10 protein-coding genes are annotated in these 19,581 nt (G+C 61.3%); 7 read left to right on the top strand and 3 right to left on the bottom strand.

The genetic code is table 11. The features are described 5' to 3' along the window. Nucleotides 1-322: 322 nt before the first annotated feature. Nucleotides 323-1,129 (top strand): hypothetical protein, encoded by an 807-nt coding sequence (locus tag AB0B90_RS22740; RefSeq protein ID WP_362924550.1) that lies wholly within the window; start codon nucleotides 323-325, stop codon nucleotides 1,127-1,129. 135 nt (nucleotides 1,130-1,264) lie between these two features. Here AB0B90_RS22740 and AB0B90_RS22735 read toward each other — a convergent pair whose 3' ends face one another. The 3 genes from AB0B90_RS22735 to AB0B90_RS22725 all read right to left on the bottom strand — a co-directional run bounded on the left by AB0B90_RS22735 (nucleotide 1,265) and on the right by AB0B90_RS22725 (nucleotide 4,962). Continuing rightward, nucleotides 1,265-2,794, bottom strand: coding sequence for a 3'-5' exonuclease (locus tag AB0B90_RS22735; RefSeq protein WP_362924548.1), 1,530 nt, complete (start codon nucleotides 2,792-2,794; stop codon nucleotides 1,265-1,267). Nucleotides 2,795-3,661: 867 nt separating this feature from the next. Then, complete coding sequence (locus AB0B90_RS22730; RefSeq protein ID WP_362924546.1) at nucleotides 3,662-4,447, bottom strand: hypothetical protein; 786 nt, start codon at nucleotides 4,445-4,447, stop codon at nucleotides 3,662-3,664. A 71-nt stretch (nucleotides 4,448-4,518) separates the two neighbouring features. Continuing rightward, a complete protein-coding gene (locus AB0B90_RS22725) occupies nucleotides 4,519-4,962 on the bottom strand; it encodes a very short patch repair endonuclease (RefSeq protein ID WP_362924544.1) in 444 nt (147 codons plus the stop codon). Between the two features lie 200 nt (nucleotides 4,963-5,162). Between AB0B90_RS22725 and AB0B90_RS22720 the strand changes: the two genes are divergently transcribed. From AB0B90_RS22720 to AB0B90_RS22695, 6 genes are all read left to right on the top strand, one after another. Then, nucleotides 5,163-6,254, top strand: a complete 1,092-nt coding sequence (locus AB0B90_RS22720) for a DNA cytosine methyltransferase (protein WP_362924542.1) — start codon at nucleotides 5,163-5,165, stop codon at nucleotides 6,252-6,254. A 438-nt stretch (nucleotides 6,255-6,692) separates the two neighbouring features. After that, complete coding sequence (locus AB0B90_RS22715; RefSeq protein WP_362924540.1) at nucleotides 6,693-7,337, top strand: hypothetical protein; 645 nt, start codon at nucleotides 6,693-6,695, stop codon at nucleotides 7,335-7,337. A 229-nt stretch (nucleotides 7,338-7,566) separates the two neighbouring features. Beyond that, nucleotides 7,567-12,273, top strand: a complete 4,707-nt coding sequence (locus tag AB0B90_RS22710; RefSeq protein ID WP_362924538.1) for a DEAD/DEAH box helicase family protein — start codon at nucleotides 7,567-7,569, stop codon at nucleotides 12,271-12,273. Beyond that, nucleotides 12,266-14,086, top strand: a complete 1,821-nt coding sequence (locus AB0B90_RS22705) for a UvrD-helicase domain-containing protein (protein WP_362924536.1) — start codon at nucleotides 12,266-12,268, stop codon at nucleotides 14,084-14,086. Before AB0B90_RS22710 ends, AB0B90_RS22705 begins: the two co-directional genes overlap by 8 nt. Beyond that, nucleotides 14,083-17,238: a helicase-related protein gene (locus AB0B90_RS22700; RefSeq protein WP_362924534.1), complete on the top strand. Its 3,156-nt coding sequence runs from the start codon at nucleotides 14,083-14,085 to the stop codon at nucleotides 17,236-17,238. Before AB0B90_RS22705 ends, AB0B90_RS22700 begins: the two co-directional genes overlap by 4 nt. Beyond that, nucleotides 17,235-18,989: a DUF1998 domain-containing protein gene (locus AB0B90_RS22695; protein ID WP_362924532.1), complete on the top strand. Its 1,755-nt coding sequence runs from the start codon at nucleotides 17,235-17,237 to the stop codon at nucleotides 18,987-18,989. Before AB0B90_RS22700 ends, AB0B90_RS22695 begins: the two co-directional genes overlap by 4 nt. Nucleotides 18,990-19,581 lie beyond the last annotated feature (592 nt).

Below are 19,581 nucleotides of genomic sequence, written 5' to 3'. Positions count from 1 at the left end.
GTGTCGCCGCGTGGTTCGAGGTGTCACCGAGCACGGTGACAAAGTGGCTGGATCGATACGCGGAGACACACCCGCATCCGAAGCCGGACGCGGAGATCGGGGAGGGCAGGTCGGCGGTGAAAGGCTGGTTGCCGGAACGGGAAGCGGAGTGGCGCGCATGGAGTGCAGGCCGACCGGGGCAGGGGGCGGGCGGGGGCCCGAAGCCGAAAAGGTAGTCGCTGAGTCTTGCGTTTGAGCGAGACTCTTTTTCTTTGTCTGTCCCCTTTGACAAAGTCTCACCCTCTAACATTGTCCATCTAGTCGGACAATGTTAGAGGGCTACATGGACAGCGACAAGAACCAGACCACCGCCCCGGCGGCACCCGTGACGACCGACCTGCGTACCGTGGCCCTCACCGCCCGGACCACCGCAAACGCCGCCCGGGCCACCTGGTCCGCCCACGCCCGCGTCTGCCGCATCGGCCAGACTCTCCTGTGTGTCGAATGCGAGCTGCTCGGCACCGCTTTCAGCAGCGCTGCCGCCGCCGCGTGTACCGCCTATAAGGCGTACGCGCCAATCGGCAGCACCGTCACCTACCACGGCACGAAGACTCGATACCACGGCCCTGGATGGACTGTTCGCGGCATTGCCCACTGCTCCTGCGGAACGGCATACACAATCGTCCGGAACACCGGCCGCGCCCGGGACGACGTCCTGAGCGGCGTCCACATCGAGTGGATCACTCCGTCACGAGACGACGTACGGCGTACCGACCGGCGAAGCCATGCCGACGCCCTGGCCGACGGCACCCTCATCGACGTCCCTCAAGCACTCCGCACCGATATCGGCTTCCCGCCCGTCGCGTTCACCGCCGCAGCGTGGGCCGACACCGTGATGTGGACCGACGAGGACACCGCCCGCACCGGCATTCCACAGAACGAGGACGACCGCCTGTTGGACGTGCTCGCCGCGGCTCGCCCCCTCGCCCACGACGTACGGCATGACAGGCCAACGGCGTTCTCGCTGTTCCGTTACAGCCGCGACGTCGTCGATTTCAGCGACCTCGAAGTAATGAAGTCCCATCTGCAGCTGAACCTCGACTACGACGACGGCCTGGCATTCACCATCAGCCTGCCCGGCGAAGTCTGACCATGTCGCGAATGAGCAGGGCCAGTTGCTTTCTCGGCGCCCAGCGTCCGGGATCGCACTGCCCGGCAACGACTTCTGGTTGCCGAGCGGAGACCGGGTGAGCCTCAATCACGCTCTGGCCGAAAGCCGCACCGTTTAGGCGAGGACCTGACGTAGGACTTCGGCGAGTACCGCGCCGACTCCCCCGATGACAAGCAGGACGCCTGCGCAGCCACTCTGCTTAGCCGCCGTCTTGTTTACGCGCTGGGCACGGGGAGAGGACTGCGGCTGTACAGACACATGAACGACACGCTCACCCCTCGGAGTCCTGTTCCACTCGGTGTGGCGGTCGACGAACTCCTTCCTGTAATCGGCGGGGCTCAGCTCCCGTCGACGCCAAGCCTCATGCCACTCCGGGCGTCCTGGTCGGGCTTGCTGCTCACGTTCGGCTGCCAACCGCTCCGACAACACCTGTCCCTCGGGGTTGGCGAACAACCCCCCACGCTTGGCACTGATCTCAGCCTGCAGAATCTCCAGCGCCTGTTCTGGAGTGACCACCCGAATCCCCTCGGCCAGCGCCTTCATCACACGCGGATCGTCAGCCGCATCAGCAGCGATCACCAAACGAACGGTCTTGGTCACGTTGACTGCGGCCGTGGCTCCGTTCGTGACCGCGAAGTCCATAACCTCGCCGGAGGCGTCGCCTACCGGCAGAAGGCGCCACCCCTTGAGCGGTCCGTTCTTCTTTGCCCGGTCGGCCCTGGCGACCTCCTCCAGGTCGCTGATCAAGTGAGAGGCTGCGAGTTCCTTCGCCGCGCGCTGGAGCTCCTTGAGTTCAACGGGTGTCACTATCCCGTCTGCCTCGGCTCGGGCGCGTACGGTGGCGAGGAAGTGTTCATGTACTTGACGCGCGGTTGTCTGGGTCAGGCCCGCCCGTGCCGCGAGCACCGCGAGCTGTCCGGCCTCCTCTCCCACGATGCGACCGTCGGCGAGCGCGTGACCAAGCATGGCCTGATATTCCGCCACCCCCTGCGGGCGAGGCATGGGGGATTGCGCCATGAGAGGTAAACGAGCTGTCAGCGTGGCCAGCCAGCCCTCCGTACCCCTTCGTAGTCCTGCGGCGCGAGGGGCGATGAATCCGGTTCGGGGATACGGCGGCAGAGGAACCGGCGCCCCACCGGCCCAGACGAGACGCTGTGGCGCCTCAGAGATGAACTTCGACAGGGTCAATGCCAACGTTCGAGCGTCGCCAAGCGCGGAGTGTGCGGCGCGGGGCCACTCACCGGTGACCAGGTTGGCAATCTCGTCGAGGCGGTAGCCGTATAGGTCGAGATGCATTCGAGACATCACCAGCGTGCACAGGCCCGGGATCGCGGGAAGGTTGATCCCGAGGCGACCGAACTCGGCTGTGAGGAACTTGTCTTCGAACTCCAGGTTGTGGCCGACGACGATCGTTCCACTGACATAAGCAAGTAGGTCGCCGGCGACCTGCTCGAAGGTCGGGGCACCTTTGACGTCGGCGTTCGTAATGCCGTGATATTCGTCGTTGGTGATTCGCATGCCGGGGTCGACGAGTGTGGAGTATTCGTCAAGGACCACGCCGTCCCCGCGCATCCGAACGATGCCTACCTCACAGATCCGCGAGCCGCGTGCAGGGTTAAGCCCCGTTGTCTCCAGATCGATCACGGCATAGGTGAAACCACGGGGGTCGATTCCGTTTGCCCGGGTGAGCCGGCCGAAGGCAAAGATGTCGCTACCTCACATAAAGATCATGAAACAAAAAACAGGCGATAGCTAAGCTCGCAAATATAGCGGATCACCTGAGACCATTCACGCACAAGACGTGTTTATATCTGTCAGACTTTCTGGCAAGGGGTACCGGATTCAGTCAAATCTACACATGTCGCCCTCAAGGTCGCCAACTGCATAATTCATCAAACTCCACATGGTTGGAGATCAATTGGTGTTCGACAACCAGGCTGTTCGTGATCAGCGGTATCCCGCACGCGCAACAATGCATGAGGCCGTGCACCGACACCACCGCGCTACTCGCGGTGCAGAAGCTCCGCACCGTCGTGCTGGGTGAAGTCCTCAGCCAAGCATCAGCACCGATGCCGGCCCACAAGGCCGACCGGACACTCGCCTTACTCGGGCACGTGTCGGCCCAGGAGCATGGGCCATCCTCTGAACTGGCCGAGGAGATCAACCGGTGGTCTCATCCGGCGCCACCCCTGAGCACTTCCCCAGCGTGGCCGACCGCAGTCGGCGATGGAGCGACGAGCCACGCGAGGCGGTCTCAGAACTCCACGACGGCGGGCTTCCGTCCGAACTCGTGGTTCAGGCCGCCGCACTGTTCGACCTGTTGGCCGACTTCAAAGACGCTCCCCGACCTTGGAAGAAATATTCCATGCTATGAATCGCCACCCTCGCCTGAGCTCTTCATGAACCTGTTGACCCATAGCTCGTCAAAATGTCTATGCTCTCGCCGCGACGTATCATGTTGCAGCACAGGCTTCATCGACAGTGGAGCCCGTTCCGATACCGGCATTTTTCTTACCTCATAGCTGTGATCGCCTTTTGGATCTCATTGTCATCGGGGAGGTGGGCCTCCCCGAATTCGGAAGCCGGTGGAAGCGCAATCGCGTGGAAGGAAAACGGCGGATCGGCGCCTGCGAGGATTGATTCGGCGGGCTGCTTACGCCCCACACGCCCATCCCGGTATTGGGGGTTACGGACGTAGATCGTGACTACGGTGCGTCCACACCAAGCGTCCGCTCTGAAGAGTGCGTCGGCCAACGGATGGACGCGAACATCCAACCCGGCGGCACGGAGGAGAACCACCGTATAGATTTCCCTCAAAAACGAGTAGTAGAAGTTTCCGACGCGCCACGTGACTGCGGCTTCAACGCGTTCCCGGCTCCACCCTTCACGGCAGACCTCCTGGATTTTCTCCAGCGCAGGGTCCCACAGCATGCTCCGAGCCGTCTCGTCGCTCTGCAGGAAAGCGCGCGCGTCGTCCCAGGTAGGGAACGCCCCCTTCGACTCCAGGATGTAGTGAAAGACGTGTGTGAAGGCGAACGCAGGGTTCCACCGATCGATGCTTTCGATTTCTCTCGCCTGCGTGCCGACGGTGTTCCCAAGAGCATGTCCTTCCTGATGGAGAAGAACCTCCATGTCTGCAGGTGAGAGGCGATAAACAGTCTCTGTACGATGCGCCATCACATGCTTGACCACGTGGCGACGTCTGGGGTTCGTGCTCCAACCGTTGAACTTATGGCGAGCATCGGGAGCTGCCACGAAGAGCTTCGCGACTTCGAGAGCGGTGGTCACCAGAGACATTCGGTCCTCCGATCACACGACCCGATTTTTCTAGATCACGTGATGAACCATATGCTCTTATGTCGATTTTTTCACTTATGAAGTGCATCGGCCGCATACGGCCGGACCATCGTCTCGACTCGTCGCGCTGCTTGCACCGGATCCTCGTGCTCCCAGACGCGAACTACGCGCCATCCCGCCTCGGCCAGCAATCGGTCGGTCTCCGCGTCGCGTTCCCGCGTTCGCCGAACCTTCTCGGCCCAGAAGCCGGCGTTCGTAACCGCCACCGTGTGGTGCTGAGGACAGCCGTGCCAGAAACAGCCGTCCATGAAGACCGCCACTTTCGCCCTCGTGAATACGAGATCCGCAGTTCGGCGAATCGCTTTGAGCGGACGGTACGAGACTCGGTAGCGCAACCCCAGCGCGTGCACAGCACGGCGTAAGGCCAGTTCAGGCTTGGTATCACGGCCCTTGTTGGACCTCATACTCGCCCTCGTGGCCTCGCTCGACGCCCATGACTCCGTGGATCTGGTCACGGCGACAACCGTACGACCTCTGTCGACGTCCGACTGTAAGGCGGTTCGTTGGACCCAGTGCGAACAGGCGCTCGATTTTTTCGCCTTGGAGGTGTTCACTGTCTCTCGGGTCGTCTTCAGGATCACCTGACACCTGAGAGACTTCGGTCTCGCGGGTGTCGAGAGGTACAGGGCGACCCTTACAGACACAGGAGGCTTGAATGACCAGGGTGATCCGCACGATCGACCTGTTCGCAGGGGCGGGCGGGCTGGCCCAGGGGTTCAAACAGGCCAACCTCGGATTCGAGCCGGTGTACGCGGTTGAGATCGACGGGGCCGCAGCAAGAACCTTCAAGCAGAACTTCGGGTGCCCTGTCCACGACGGCCCCATCGAAGACGTGCCCCTTGACGACTATCCGACCGCCGACGTCCTCATCGGTGGTCCTCCGTGCCAAGGATTCAGCCCTCTGGGACGTGATCGCAGCGACGAGAGCCGTGCCGAGATCAACGAGTTGTGGCAGCAGTACCTGATGGCTGTCCGACAGGTGCGGCCCAAGGCATTCGTCATCGAGAACGTGCCGGAGTTCCAGAAGTCCGCGCAGTTCGCTCGCTTGCTGGAGCTCATGGCCACCGATGAGGACCTCAAGGCGTACGGGTACAACTTCGGTGTGCTCAACGCCGCCGACTACGGAGTGCCACAGACGCGCAAAAGGGGGATCTTCGTCGCCATACGCGACATGGACGAGGTTCCCTGGCCTCCGGAACCGACTCATGGACCTGAATCCAAAGAGAAGACCCCATATGTGACACTGCGGGAGAAGATCGCGGAGTTGCCCGAACACCCCGAGCACACTGAGATCACCTTCGACGATCAGGGCCGCCAAAACCTCCACATCAGGCGCAATCCCACGCAGATGTCCCTGGAGCGTTATCGTGCGATCCCCGAAGGGGGCAACCGCTTCGACCTTCGGCGCAACCGTCCGGATCTGGAACCTCGGTGCTGGGCGAACAAGCCCACCGGGACGACCGATGTGATGGGCCGACTTTGGTGGAACAGGCCCAGCGTCACGATCAGGACGGAGTTCTACAAGCCGGAGAAGGGGCGTTACCTACATCCTGAATACGATCGCCCGATCACTCATCGCGAGGCGGCGATAATCCAGAGCTTTCCCGACGACTTCATCTTCGTAGGATCCAAAACCGAGGTTGCCCGGCAGATCGGCAACGCAGTGCCTCCCAAACTCGGTGAGGCACTCGCGCGCTTCGTGTACCAGCTCGCCTTCAAGAACGAAGCCCTCGCCCCTGAGTCATAGTGGTCGGAAACGATTTGCTGCTCGGCTGCGTGGAGCCTTTAAACTTCCCAGGTGGCCGACACACTTGACCTGTTCCAGGAGTCCAGAGCAACACAGCCCGGAGAGACTGGACGGTGTCGGCTCCAAGTCCCATCCGACTCTGCAGCGCATCCTTGATGCCTGTATCGTTTACCCTTCCTCTCTGCAGACATCATGATGGAAGCTGAGCGCCGGCGGCGCGAACGTTTTCCCCTGAGCGTGTGTGGCGAGGAGCCAACGGTCAGGTTGGACATCGCAGCTCATCGACCTACCCGGGAATCCGGAACACCTCACTGTCGGTTTCTCCCTCAAACGGCCGCTTCACGCGAATCCTGTCAGACGCATTGCCTAATCTGACCGCGAGAAGTTGCAACAAGCAGGAGAGCCCAAAGCGCGCAGCATCGGCCGAGGAGTAATCACATGAGCTCAACATCACGGGGACTTGGAGCACAGCTCGACGACCTGGAGAAGTCCCTGGAACAAGCGCTCGAACTGGTCCGAACCACACCCAGAGACGATCTGACCGCAGTCGATTGGCTGGAAACGGCGGCCAAGCTTGGCGGCTTTCTCTCCGACGCACGGGACGCCTCCGCCGACGTGCGACAGACCCTCCTGGGAGGAGCGCGTAGCGCATTGCTCCTCTACCTCCGCGGCCACGTGGCCGAAACCGTTCCCCCTCATGCCCTGGAAGGCGTGTCCGGCATCCGCGAGTGGGCGCGGCGCATCCGTGAACTGAGGGCTGTCGGCTGGGACATCAACTGCCTCGGTTCCGGTTCAAGCGCCCCCTACCGGCTCGACGACGCTCAGCTCGCCGAAGAGGTGGCACAGAGCCAGCGGATTATCGATTCGATCAAAGGCGCCAAACCCAAGGAAAGAATCATCGAATACCTGCTGCACCTCTGCCCTTGGCCCGCAGCCCCCAAGCAGCTTGAACAGGTAGCGGGGGTGCCAACGTGGCGCCAGGAGATCCGCGACCTCGTGGACGAAGGATGGCTGATCCTTTCGCACGAGGACGACTCGGCATTGCCTCCGGGGTTCTATCGCCTCGCCAAGATCGAGGATTGAGAGTTCCAGTCGCGATGGAATCGATCTGACATTCGATAAGAAAACATTCTTTCGAATGTATCATCGAATATTGATTCTCGGGAAACCCCAAACCAACAAAGCTTCAATACGATGATTCAGCAAGCGCAATCAGCGACCAATGAAAAGATTGGGTGCCGACCGCTTCAACCTCCTACCGACACGTCGACGTTTCCTCCAAGTATTCGTTCCAGTACAAGGAGTCAGATCAGTGACTGACGCCCGCCCCTCACCTGCTGCCGACTCAGACAACGCACGGCCGTGGGCAGGCGCAGATACCCCGGTGTCACAGATCGTCCTGCGTCAATCGGAGATGTGCCTACGCTCCTACGAGGCCAACCCGACGCTGATCGAAGAACATGCGAACATCGAGCGGTCGACCACTCAGGGCGGATACGGTCGCCGCCAGCTGTACGAGCTGGTTCAGAACGGTGCGGACGAACTCCAAAACGAACCAGGGGGAAGCATCCAGGTTGTCCTCACCGAGGACACCCTCTACTGCGCCAATCTCGGTACGCCGGTTACCCCCGAAGGTGCCCAGACGATCCTGGCCTCCCATCTGTCACGGAAGCGTGGCACCGAGATCGGCCGCTTCGGGCTTGGCTTCAAGTCGGTGCTGAGCATCTCCAACCGTCCGCAGTTCTTCAGTAGGACCGGATCGTTCGGCTGGGATGCCGTTCAGGCTCGTCACAGCATCACCAGCAGGGTCGAATACAGCGGTCCGACGCCTGTCCTACGAATCGCACATCTCCTGGAACCTGCCACCGAACGTCGTAGAGACTCCGTCCTCGACGAGCTCATGACGTGGGCCACCACGGTGATAAAGCTTCCACTCACCGGCGATCACGCCGCCCGACTCGCACGCGACCTCAAAGACTTCCCTGCCAAATTCGCGATCTTCTCCCCGCATGTCGGGAAGGTGATCCTCGAAGATCGCAAAGATCTTCGGAATGTGATCCGCCGCGAGATCCACGTCACCGGTGAGGGAGCCCGGCGCACCCTGCTCACCAAGGAGGACGGTGGCACGAACACCACCGAGTGGGTGGTGTTCGAGACCATCCATACACCGACGGACAAGGCTCGGCAGGACGCGGGTGAATATCACGATCGCACCCGGATTCCATTGGCGTGGGCGGTCCCTACGTCGGGCCAACCAGGACCGGGCCAGTTCTGGGCGTTCTTCCCGACAACCTACGAGACCACGCTCCGAGGCGTGCTCAATGCTCCGTGGAAGACCAACGAAGATCGCCAGAACCTGCTCCAGAACAACACGTTCAACGAAGAGTTGATGGCGGCTGCAGCCGAACTCATCGTCAACTCCCTCTCCGAGTTGTCCACCTCGGAGGATCCGGCCCGCCACCTGACTCTGATCACGGCTCGCGGTAGGGAAGCCCGAAACTGGGCGGACGGCATGTTGACCAACCTGGTTTACGATTTCGCGGCCAAGCGCCCTTCGCTTCCCGACCAGACAGGACGCCTCAGGAAGCCTATTGAGATCAAGCTGCATCCGGAGAAATTGAACAAGGAGTGGCTGACCCTCTGGGCCGCTTATCCCGGACGCCCTGTCGACTGGTGCCACGAGTCGATCGAAGAGACCACTCGGAGGTCCCGAGCCGAGATCATCTTGGAGCGTGCCGGCAGAAAGTCCAGCAGCGTCCGCGTATGGCTGGAGGCCCTCGTTTCGGACGGCAGTGTCGCCGCGTCCGCGGTAGCACTGTCGATCGTGGCCGACATGGCCCACAGAGAGTCCACCTACGCCGAGCAGGCTCGACAGGCGCGGATTCTACGAACAGAGTCGGGCGAGATGGTTGCGCCCATCGCGGATACGGTCTTCAGGCGCACTTCACTGGATCTCTCCACGGATGACCTGATCTTTGTCGACCCGAAGTTGGAAGAGGATTCAACGGCCTCATGGGCCTTGGGAGTACTGGGAATTCGTGAAGCAGACGCACTGGGACGGTTCGCCGCAGTCGTCAAGCAGGGGTTCAGAAACTATCAGGACACCGACTGGGAGAGGTTCTGGCAGCTCGCCCGCCAGGCGGGAGCCGAGCGAGCCGTTGGACACCTCCAAGAGCTCGGAGTGAGTCCCCGTCAACTTAAGGTTCGGGTGCGGGCAAACCGTTTTCTGCCCCTGCACAACTGCCTGCTGCCCGGCCGTGTGATTCCGGAGGGCTCGGCGTCCGATCACGACCTCGTCGTCGACACCGCATTCCACCAGGCCGACATCGGGATGCTCCGTGCCCTGGGCATGTTGGACGGCCCGCATGTCTCCGTGGATCCGTCGCAGGAAGCTTGGTTCACGACATATCGGGAACAGGTTCTCGATCTCTACTACAAAAAGCTTCCCTCAAATGTGGGAAGGCCGAGCGAACAGAGCATCCTGTTGGAGGGCACCAACCCATCCGGACCACTGGGTCTGCTCCCACGCCTGAGCAAGGAAGCATGCGCCCGCTTCCTCACAGCCATACCTTCCGTGGGTCTGGTCACCCAGTGGCACGTCCGCGCCAGGACACGGCGAACTGACGCTCCCCTCGCGGTCGTTTCTCCTTTGATCTGGATGGTGAAACGGCACGGCACACTGCCGACATCTCGCGGACTTCTACCTGTGCGACAGTGCCTCGGGCTTGGGCTCGAAGAGCATTCCCACATCCTTCCCGTAGCAAAGATCGACGCGGCTCTCTCCGCAGCTCTCAAGCTCCCGGAGCGCCTGGAACAGATTCCGGGAAGCCTCTGGTCCGTTCTCTTCGAGAAAATCGCAACAAGTGAAGACGCTGCAGAGGTGGGGGCGTTCTACGGACTGGCGGAAACCGTCCTGTCCGCTCCCGACGAGGTCCGGTGTCGGCAGCGAGACGGATGGACCGTGTCTCCCACTTCGGACGTCGCCGTCACCGCCGACGAGGCCCAGTACAAACGACTGCTTTTCCACGACGTCCCCGCCGTTCTCGCCCCCGACTCCCAGATCTGCGCGAGGCTCGTCGAAGAGTGGGGAATGAAGTCGTTCGACGAGGCGCTCGTCACCGAACTTCGGGCGACCCCTCTCGGCGAGGCGACCCCGTTGGAAGACGTCTTTCCCGCCCTACGGCTTGTCGCCGGCCGACCCGCGCAGCGCCTGGCTCTGGTGCGGTGCAAAGAACTCGACGAACTGATCCGCACGCCCTCCGGTCAGATCTCACAACCTCTCGACATAGGCCGCCAGGATGACACCGTCTACTGGCGTGAAAGAGAGGACGACCTCGAACTCATACGCAGGCTCAGTGCGCTGCTCAATCTCGGCTTCACCGAGGAGCGCTGTCGGCAGGTGCTGCGTCAGCAGGAGGAGGCCAGACGAAGCAAGCGGGTCGTCAAGGTCCGTAACGAGAAAAACGCTGCCGACAAACTCCTCGCCATGCTTCCTGCCAAGACCATCAAGGAGAAGATCCCTCAGATCGTCATCGACGCGGTCGAGGCCAAAGAGGGAAAGATTGACGACCGCACCGCGGCTGAGCTCGCGATCTCCGTCCACGGGACGGCGGTTCTCAGGGAATATCGTCCCGAGCTGGAAAAAAGCGGCTTCACACTCCCCACCCAGATGGCGGGTGGTCACGAGGCCAGGAAGTTCACCGAGGACCTGGGCTTCCCTGCGGAGTTCGCGGGATTCCGCCGTCCGTCGCTGGAGCCGTTCATCACGGTGGAGGGACCGGTCGATTTCCCTCCCCTGCACGAGTACCAGGAACGCATGGTCCAACGGATGTGCGAGGTCCTGCAGAGTAAAGATCCACAACAACAACGCGGCATGCTCAGTCTGCCGACCGGTGCCGGCAAAACCCGTGTCGCAGTGGAAGCCATCACACGCACACTGCGCACACTTCCAGACGAGCGGGCGTCCCAACCGGTGTTGTGGATTGCCCAGTCGGAAGAACTGTGCGAGCAGGCAGTGCAGACGTGGCATTTCGTGTGGAAGAACATCGGCCCCACCAAACCTCTCACCATCAGTCGTCTCTGGTCGGGTAACGAGGCCGATCCGGTAACCGAGGGGTTCCATCTGGTCGTCGCCACCGACGCCAAACTCGAGATCGTGATCGGTACCGAGGGGTACGAGTGGCTCCGCAACGCCCAGGCGGTAATCGTCGACGAGGCACACACCTCCATCAGCCCTCGATACACGCGGATGCTGGAGGAACTCGGCCTGACACCGCACCGCACCCGATGCCCCCTGATCGGTCTCAGTGCGACTCCCTTCCGAGGGGTCAGCGTCGACGAGACCGAACGTCTGGCCCGCCGGTATCTGAAGAACCGCCTCGACCACGATCGAGACGGTTCGGAAATTCTTGGTGAGAACCCCTACCTCACCCTTCAGGAACTGGGCGTCCTGGCTCGTGTTCAACACAAGGTCCTCAAAGGGGCCACGCTGGAACTAACCGAGAACGAACAGGAGAATTTGCAGCAGCTTCGCCGCCTGCCGGCCAGCGCCGAGGAGAGGCTCGGTTCCGACCAGGAGCGCAACAACATGCTCCTCGACGAGATCTGCGACCTTCCCGAGGACTGGCAGATCCTCCTCTTCGCCACGTCTGTCAGCCACGCCCAGGCCATGGCCGCTCTTCTTGTTCGTAGAGGTGTGAAAGCCGCCGCGCTCTCCGGAAGTACCGACGACGGCCTGCGACGCCACAGCATCGAACAGTTCCGCCAAGGGAAGATCCGCGTGCTGACGAACTACGGCGTCCTCAGCCAGGGCTTCGACGCCCCGGCGACGCGGGCCGTGGTGGTGGCCCGCCCCACGTACAGTCCCAACGTGTACCAGCAGATGATCGGTCGTGGTCTTCGAGGACCGAGAAACGGCGGCAAGGAGGAGTGCCTTATCGTCAACGTCGCCGACAACATCGCGCAGTACGGTGAGCAACTCGCCTTCCGACAGTTCGAGTATCTGTGGAACGGTGAGTGAGGTGATGGAACTCACCGACGAGCAACGTGACGTCGCCGAGCAACCGGGCGACGCTCGACTACTCGTCACCGCAGGCGCCGGAACCGGAAAAACCTTCACGCTGATCCGCAGATTGAGCTTTTTGATCGAAGACGAAGGACTGGGCGCGGACGAGGTTCTTGTCCTCAGCTTCTCCCGTGCTGCGGTTCGGGAGGTCCGTGACCGGCTGGCTGTGTACGGCGAAAATGCTCAACATGTCGAAGTGCGCACCTTTGACTCGTACGCCACCCAGCTGCTTTCTGAGATCACCCCGGAGGGCACCTGGCAGCACTCGTCCTACGATCAGCGGATCCGCGAGGCGACGAGCCTTCTCCGCGACGACGACCAGGCCGGTGACCTCGCGGCCGACATTCGTCATCTTGTTGTCGACGAGGTCCAGGACCTGATCGGTATCCGGGCCGAGCTGGTGAAGGTGCTGCTGGAGAGGGTCTCCGGGGGGTTCACGCTGCTGGGTGATCCCGCCCAAGGAATCTACGGCTTCCAACTCGACGACCCGAAGGACCGTATTCGCGGTGCCGCCGCCCTCTATTCCTGGGTTCGAGCCCGCTTCGGGAAGAAGCTGATCGAGAGGGAGTTGACCGAGAACTTCCGTGCGCGACACGACGAAGCTCGGGTGGCACTCGCCGTAGGTTCGGAGCTGGGGCAGGAGAACGCCGACTACGCGGGCATACAACGAAGGCTCCGCACCGAGCTGCTCGACAGCATGCCTCTCGGCTCGTTGGAGGACGCCGTCCCCCTGCTCACCGAACTGACGACACCCACCGCGCTGCTGTGCCGTACGAACGGAGAGGCACTTCTCGTCTCACGCGAACTCCACAGGAGCGGAGTCACACACAGGCTGCAGCGGTCCGCACAGGACAGAGTGATCCCCAAATGGATGGCCGAGCTTTTCCGGCGACCCGATTCGAGGGTCGGACAGAACGACGTCGCCTCCGTCCTCACGGAGAACGGCCTCGAGACCGACGAGATCTGGCCGCTCCTCAAGCGGATGGACACCAACCGACGCAGCAAAAGCCTGAACCTGTCGGATGTGCGAAATCACCTTGCCAGAGGTGACGTGCCCGACGAGCTGACACGTCAGCCCCCAGCCACACTTGTCGTCTCCACCATTCACAGGGTCAAGGGGCTGGAGTTCGATCAGGTGATCGTGGTCGACCCGAGTGAGGCCGGTAAAGACCCTGTAGAGCAGGCCGAGAACGCCCGAACACTGTATGTGGCCATGACCCGTCCCCGCGATCTTCTCCTTCACATTCGGTCGGTCAATACACTCCAGAACGGCCATCTAAGGAAGTTCTCACACGGACGCTGGGGCGAAGCCGGCTTCGGCAAATACAAAAACGCCCGTTTTGGCATTGAGATTCAAGCAGAGGACATCCATACGGAGGACCCGGCGGGAACCACCGGCTTCACGGCCGACCCCTTGGCCACTCAGCTCTACCTTGCCACCAAAGTCGCTTCCGGCGATCTTGTGTCATTGGTCCGGGCATCATCCTCAGGCTATGACGGACCGCCTTCGTACATCGTGAAGCACGACGGCACTCCGGTCGGAGTGACCTCGGTCGCCTTCTCTCAGGTGCTCAAGCAGACCCTGCCCGGACGTGATCGGCATGAGTGGCCACTGTCGATCAACGATTTGTACGTGGACTGCGTCGAGACCGTTGTCGGCAGCGACGCCGCAGGAGAGAACAGCGGGTTGGGCTGGTCAGGTGTCTGGCTACGTCCGCGGATTGCGGGACTGGGAAGATTCGAATGGCCCCCCAGGGAGCGGAAGTGAAGTTTTCCGAGCATTACCGGTTCAGGTCCGAGTTGGTCAGACAGATAGAGCTTGATCTCGTCGGACCGATGGACTCCGAGAACAGCGAGGTAATCACCGACCGTCCCATCACCAAGTACGCGGCCGGGATCCTTTTCCCGCAGGATGAGAGCGAGTCCGCCGAAGCGGAGATGTCGCTCGATGCGGAGACGGAAGGCCAAGACCCCGACTCTGTACCGGACCCTGCCGTCACCATGGCCAACGTCCGTTACCCCTCCTCCATGGGTCTGACCTTCGCCGTCGACACGAACGTCAGCAAGACGATTACCGTGCTGGTGGAAGCCGCGCAGTATGTGTCGGAGAGCTCCGTAGAACGGGTTCGCAAGCGGTCCACGGACAACATCGACGAGCGTTGGCAACGCCGTCCGCTGCCCATCCCACTTAAGTCGGTGGATGTAACCACACCCGGTCAGTGTCGGAGCGAGGCCGCGGAGGGCCTGGAACTCTTTACGCGCATCCGTCCGGCGAACGATCAGGGTGTTGTCGCCGTCACGATAGCTCTCCTGAACACCGTCGAGGTCTCACACGGAGGAGATCGAGACGCGGTGTCGTTCTTCCAGCCGCGCATCACTGTGACGGCGCCCGACGAGGCAGCGGCGTTCGTCGAACGCATGCCCCCCGGAAAGTCGGACGGTGACGAGGAGTTGAACTCGTACCGGCTGCTCTACCGCCACGCACCGACCTTCGCCACCGGCCACGGATGCGCCGTCGAGTGGGAACACGCGCCGAACGAGGTCAACGATGTGGCTTCGATCCGGGCCGCGCAACGGATCCGAACGACCTTCGTTCCCACCTACGACCTCCGACTGGCCGACTCGAACCCAGAAATCGACACACGATCCTTGGGTATGGCGTACTTGGCGAGCGCCACTGATTCGGAAATCGTCTCGGCCCTCAAGGGCCTCACCTCCGGATATCGCGGCTGGATCGGAGACCGCCGAGTCCAGGCCGAACAACTCGTCGACACCGACTTCAGGAAGATCGCGCTTGAACACCTCAAGGTGTGCGACGAGGCGTGCGATCGGATGGAAGCCGGCATCGGGCTCCTGACCGGTTCCGTCATGGAGGCGTTCCGATTGGCCAACCGGGCCATGGCGATGCAACGTGCGAGAACGGACTGGTTGAAGAAAGGACGCCCCGCCGGCGGGCCCGACGAGTCGAAGGGCATCTGGCGCCCCTTCCAGATCGCCTTCGTCCTGCTCTCACTCGGTGGAGTGGTGGACAAGAACTCGCCGGACCGCGAAATTGCCGACGTCCTGTGGTTTCCCACCGGTGGCGGCAAAACCGAGGCATACCTTGGCCTGATCGCCTTCACGGTTTTCCTCCGGCGCCTCCGTGACCCCGGCAACGGCGGAGGGGTTACCGTGCTCATGCGCTACACCTTGCGACTGTTGACGGTCCAGCAGTTCGAACGAGCCGCTCTGCTCATGTGCTGCATGGAATCGATTCGCCGCGGACAGCCTTCATCGCTCGGAAGTGCGGAAATCTCCATAGGCATGTGGGTCGGCCAGGGCTCGACCCCCAACAGCCTCGACGACGCGAAAACCGCCCTCAGAAAGCTTGGCCGACGGGAAGAAGTACAGGAAAAGAACCCCGTCCAGATCAGGTCCTGCCCATGGTGCGGCCATGCCATGGACTACCGCAACTATGTGATCACGGTCGACCGGCTGACGATCGCATGTGGAACCGACGGATGCGAATTCCAGGACGGTCTCCCTGTCCATGTCGTGGACGAGACCATCTATGCGGCGAGACCGACTTTGATCATCGCCACTGCGGACAAGTTCGCGAGCATCCCTTGGAGAGGGGACCAGGTCGCGAAACTCTTCAACCTCACGACCAAGGAGCCCGCACCGGAACTGATCATTCAGGACGAGCTACACCTCATATCCGGCCCTCTGGGCACCCTCGCCGGCCTTTACGAGACAGCGGTGGATCTCGCCGCCGAACACCCGAAGATCGTGGCATCCACGGCCACGATCCGCCGAGCTTCCCGGCAGGGGCTGGCACTTTTCAACCGTCGGGTCAGCCAGTTCCCTCCCCCAGGGTTGGATGCCCGAGATTCGTACTTCTCCGTGGAAACACCTCCGACGGAAAAGGCAAGTCGGCTGTACGTGGGGCTGCTCGCCCCTGCCACCAGCCAGACGACCCTCCTGGTCAGGGCGTACGCCTCGTTCCTACACCACTCCAAAGCGATCGAGGGCACGGATCAGGTTCGAGACGCTTACTGGACGCTGCTCGGCTATTTCAACAGCCTGCGTCTCCTCGCGGGCGCCAAGCTACAGGTCCAGGACGACGTGAGCGATCGGTTGGGATTGCTCGCCAAACAGCTTGACCAGGAAGAACGCGAGATCCTCTGGGATATTGAACTCACCAGCCGCGAACCCTCCAGTGCGATACCTCGGCATTTACAGGACATGGCGAAGTCCCTCCCCGAGGAAGCCATCGATGTGATCCTCGCGACCAACATGATCTCTGTAGGAGTCGACGTCGATCGCCTTGGGCTGATGGTCGTCATGGGACAACCCCAGTCGACATCGGAGTACATCCAGGCAACCAGTCGAGTCGGCCGCACATGGCCCGGCCTGGTCACAACGCTGTTCAACTCGATGCGCTCACGTGACCGCTCCCACTACGAGAACTTCACTGCCTACCATTCGGCGCTGTACCGACAGGTTGAGGCCACGAGCGTCACGCCGTTCTCAGCGCGTGCCCGTGACCGTGCGATCCACGCCGTGGTCATCGGACTCGCGCGACTCCTCATCCCGGAGGCGCGGCCTAAGAACGCTGCGGCGTCGATCGGCGACTTCGAGAGCAAGCTGAGAGAACACTGCGACACCGTTCTTGATCGGGTGGAGAAGGTCGCGGACGAAGCCGAGCGAGCGGCCACCGCAAAGCAGATCGACGAGGTCATCGGCCAATGGCTTGAGCGCGCCGACGACGAACCCAATCTCGTTTACGACGACTTCAGGAATCCCGGCAACGGCCTTCTGATGGACGCCGGCCGATACGACCAATCCAACGACGAGATCTCGGACACCATGCCGACTTTGTGGAGTCTGCGTGATGTGGATGTAGAATCCATGCTTTATCTGGACAGGGGACTGCGATGAGTCGAAACTCCATCGGTGGTGTGCGACGAGCACAACTCATCACCACGTACGGCGTCGGCTCGCTTATCGCAGTCGAGAGCAACTCGTACATGATCGCTGGAATTGATCGCTGGTCCGATTCCGGTGACGACGACGAACATTTCATCCGTGAACCCAGACTCCAGAGACAGCTTCAGGTTCGCGGATTCCGCCTGCCCCCGGCATCGCAGTACGAGGGCAAAGGCGACGTGCCGGTGATCCGCTTCCCGGTATGGCATTCCTGCCCCGAGTCCGGCACCCTCAAGGAGCACTGGAAGTGGGGAAATCATCGCGGTACCGCCAAGTGCAAGGTGCACGATCGCGAACTCGTACCCTCTCGATTCGTGGTGTGCTGCGGAAACGGTCACATCGACGACTTCCCGTACTTTCGTTGGGTTCACGCCGGCTCTCCGGGCACGGGGACCGAACATGAGATGACCATTGAGGCCACGGGACGCAGCGCCGCCCTTCGCGACATCGTCGTCGCCTGCAAGTGTGGTAAGCGGGTCTCATTGGAAGGCGCTCTCAGCAAGGGCGCTCTGAAAGGGATTGCCAGGTGCACAGGACAACGTCCCTGGCTTGGAAGCGATCAGGCTCAACAATGCGACGAAATCCCGCGAGGCATGCAGCGAGGTGCTTCAGGAGTCTGGTTCTCGGCGGTCCGCTCCGCGCTCTCGATCCCGCCTTGGTCTGAGGCGATTCACAAGCTGATCGAGAAGCATTGGAAAACGCTGGGTAAGACTCGCCACCTTCGTGACACCGTCGAAGACATGGAACTGACCAAAGGAAAGTCCTTCGGTATCGACGACATTGTGGAGGCCGTCGAGCAACGGCGTCGCATTGAGGCTGGATTGGAAGACTACTCCGAGGCCGACCTCAAAACCCAGGAGTACCAAGCGCTTGCTAACACAACGCCGGAGACCTCCGGAGACCAGGACTTCGTGTGTGTCCCGCCGGACAACCTCGTACTCGACCCGGCCCTGGCCGTCGACCAGGTGATGCGGGTCAAACGTCTTCGTGAGGTGCGCGTCCTGGAGGCGTTCACGCGCATCGAATCCCCTACCCCGGGAGACAGGAAGCGTCTGGCGTCGCTCCACCGAGACGACGACCGCCCTGACTGGCTGCCCGCCATCGAGGTCATCGGCGAAGGCGTCTTCCTCACTCTCGACCAGCAGCGCCTCGCCGAATGGGAAAAGCGCCCAGAGGTAGTCGATCGCATCGCACCCCTCGGCGAAGGGTATCGGCAACGCTTCTTGAGCCGGGGAGCCGAGCCGGACCGCTTGGTCACTCCGCGCCTGGTCCTCATCCACACACTCGCCCACGCCATCATCAACGAATGGAGCCTCGACTCCGGCTATCCGGCGGCCTCATTGCGGGAGCGACTCTACGTCTCGGACACCATGGCCGGGCTACTCATTTACACCGCAACGAGTGACTCAGCGGGAAGCCTCGGCGGCATCGTCGCACAGGTCGAGTCCGGCGACCTCAGCGCGTCAATCCATCGGGCCCTTGACCGAGTCTCGTGGTGCTCAGCCGACCCGCTGTGCATTGAGAGCCAGGTTTCCGGGATCGACAATCTCAATCGAGCGGCTTGCCATGCGTGTGTCCTGCTGCCGGAGACCAGCTGCGAAGAATACAACACACTACTAGACCGAGGCATGCTAATAGGAACACACGAAGAACCGCAAGTCGGCTTCTTTTCTTCGAAAGCCCCAGGCCTCACGGCCAGCTAGACCTTAACACATTCAACCGCAGCCATCACAGTATACTTGCACAGAAATTCACCAACACAAAGAGTGTTTCATTGATCACACAGAGAAACACTAGGGGTAAAATGTCCATTTTTGGGAACTTTTAACCACATCGATTAATTGGATCGTCACTATTAGTTGATCATTAATCACCTTCAGTATTGCCCGCTTGTCCAAACGACAAACAATACACAAGCGTAGACCCGTTAGCAACCCACACAGAAGGGCGATATCTGTACAGAATGGAAGCTTTTGTATTTTTAACAAGCTGCTTGACCCCCGGTCAAACCCGCTCAGACTCTCTTTTTTTCCGACAGACCCCACCACCCCCACCAATGAGCTGATACGGTTAGGATGCACTTCTCGGATCCGAAACGTCATCCGAAACTTGTTGGAGAAAAATTACGATGCCGACTGTGGGCGACTACGCCTCATTGAGCACAGGGCGCTCCCCGCCTCGAATCGAATGCTCGTGGAGAAAAGCCCGCCAACAGACGTTGGACGAGCGAAAAAGGAAAGGGCTCGAAACCGTTGGCGCGGCTCCGAGCCCTGAAGAAAATTCATCACCGGACCG

The organism is Streptosporangium sp. NPDC049078 (genome assembly GCF_040648855.1).
GTDB lineage: Bacteria > Actinomycetota > Actinomycetes > Streptosporangiales > Streptosporangiaceae > Streptosporangium.
This window is presented reverse-complemented; position numbering and strand designations above follow the sequence as displayed.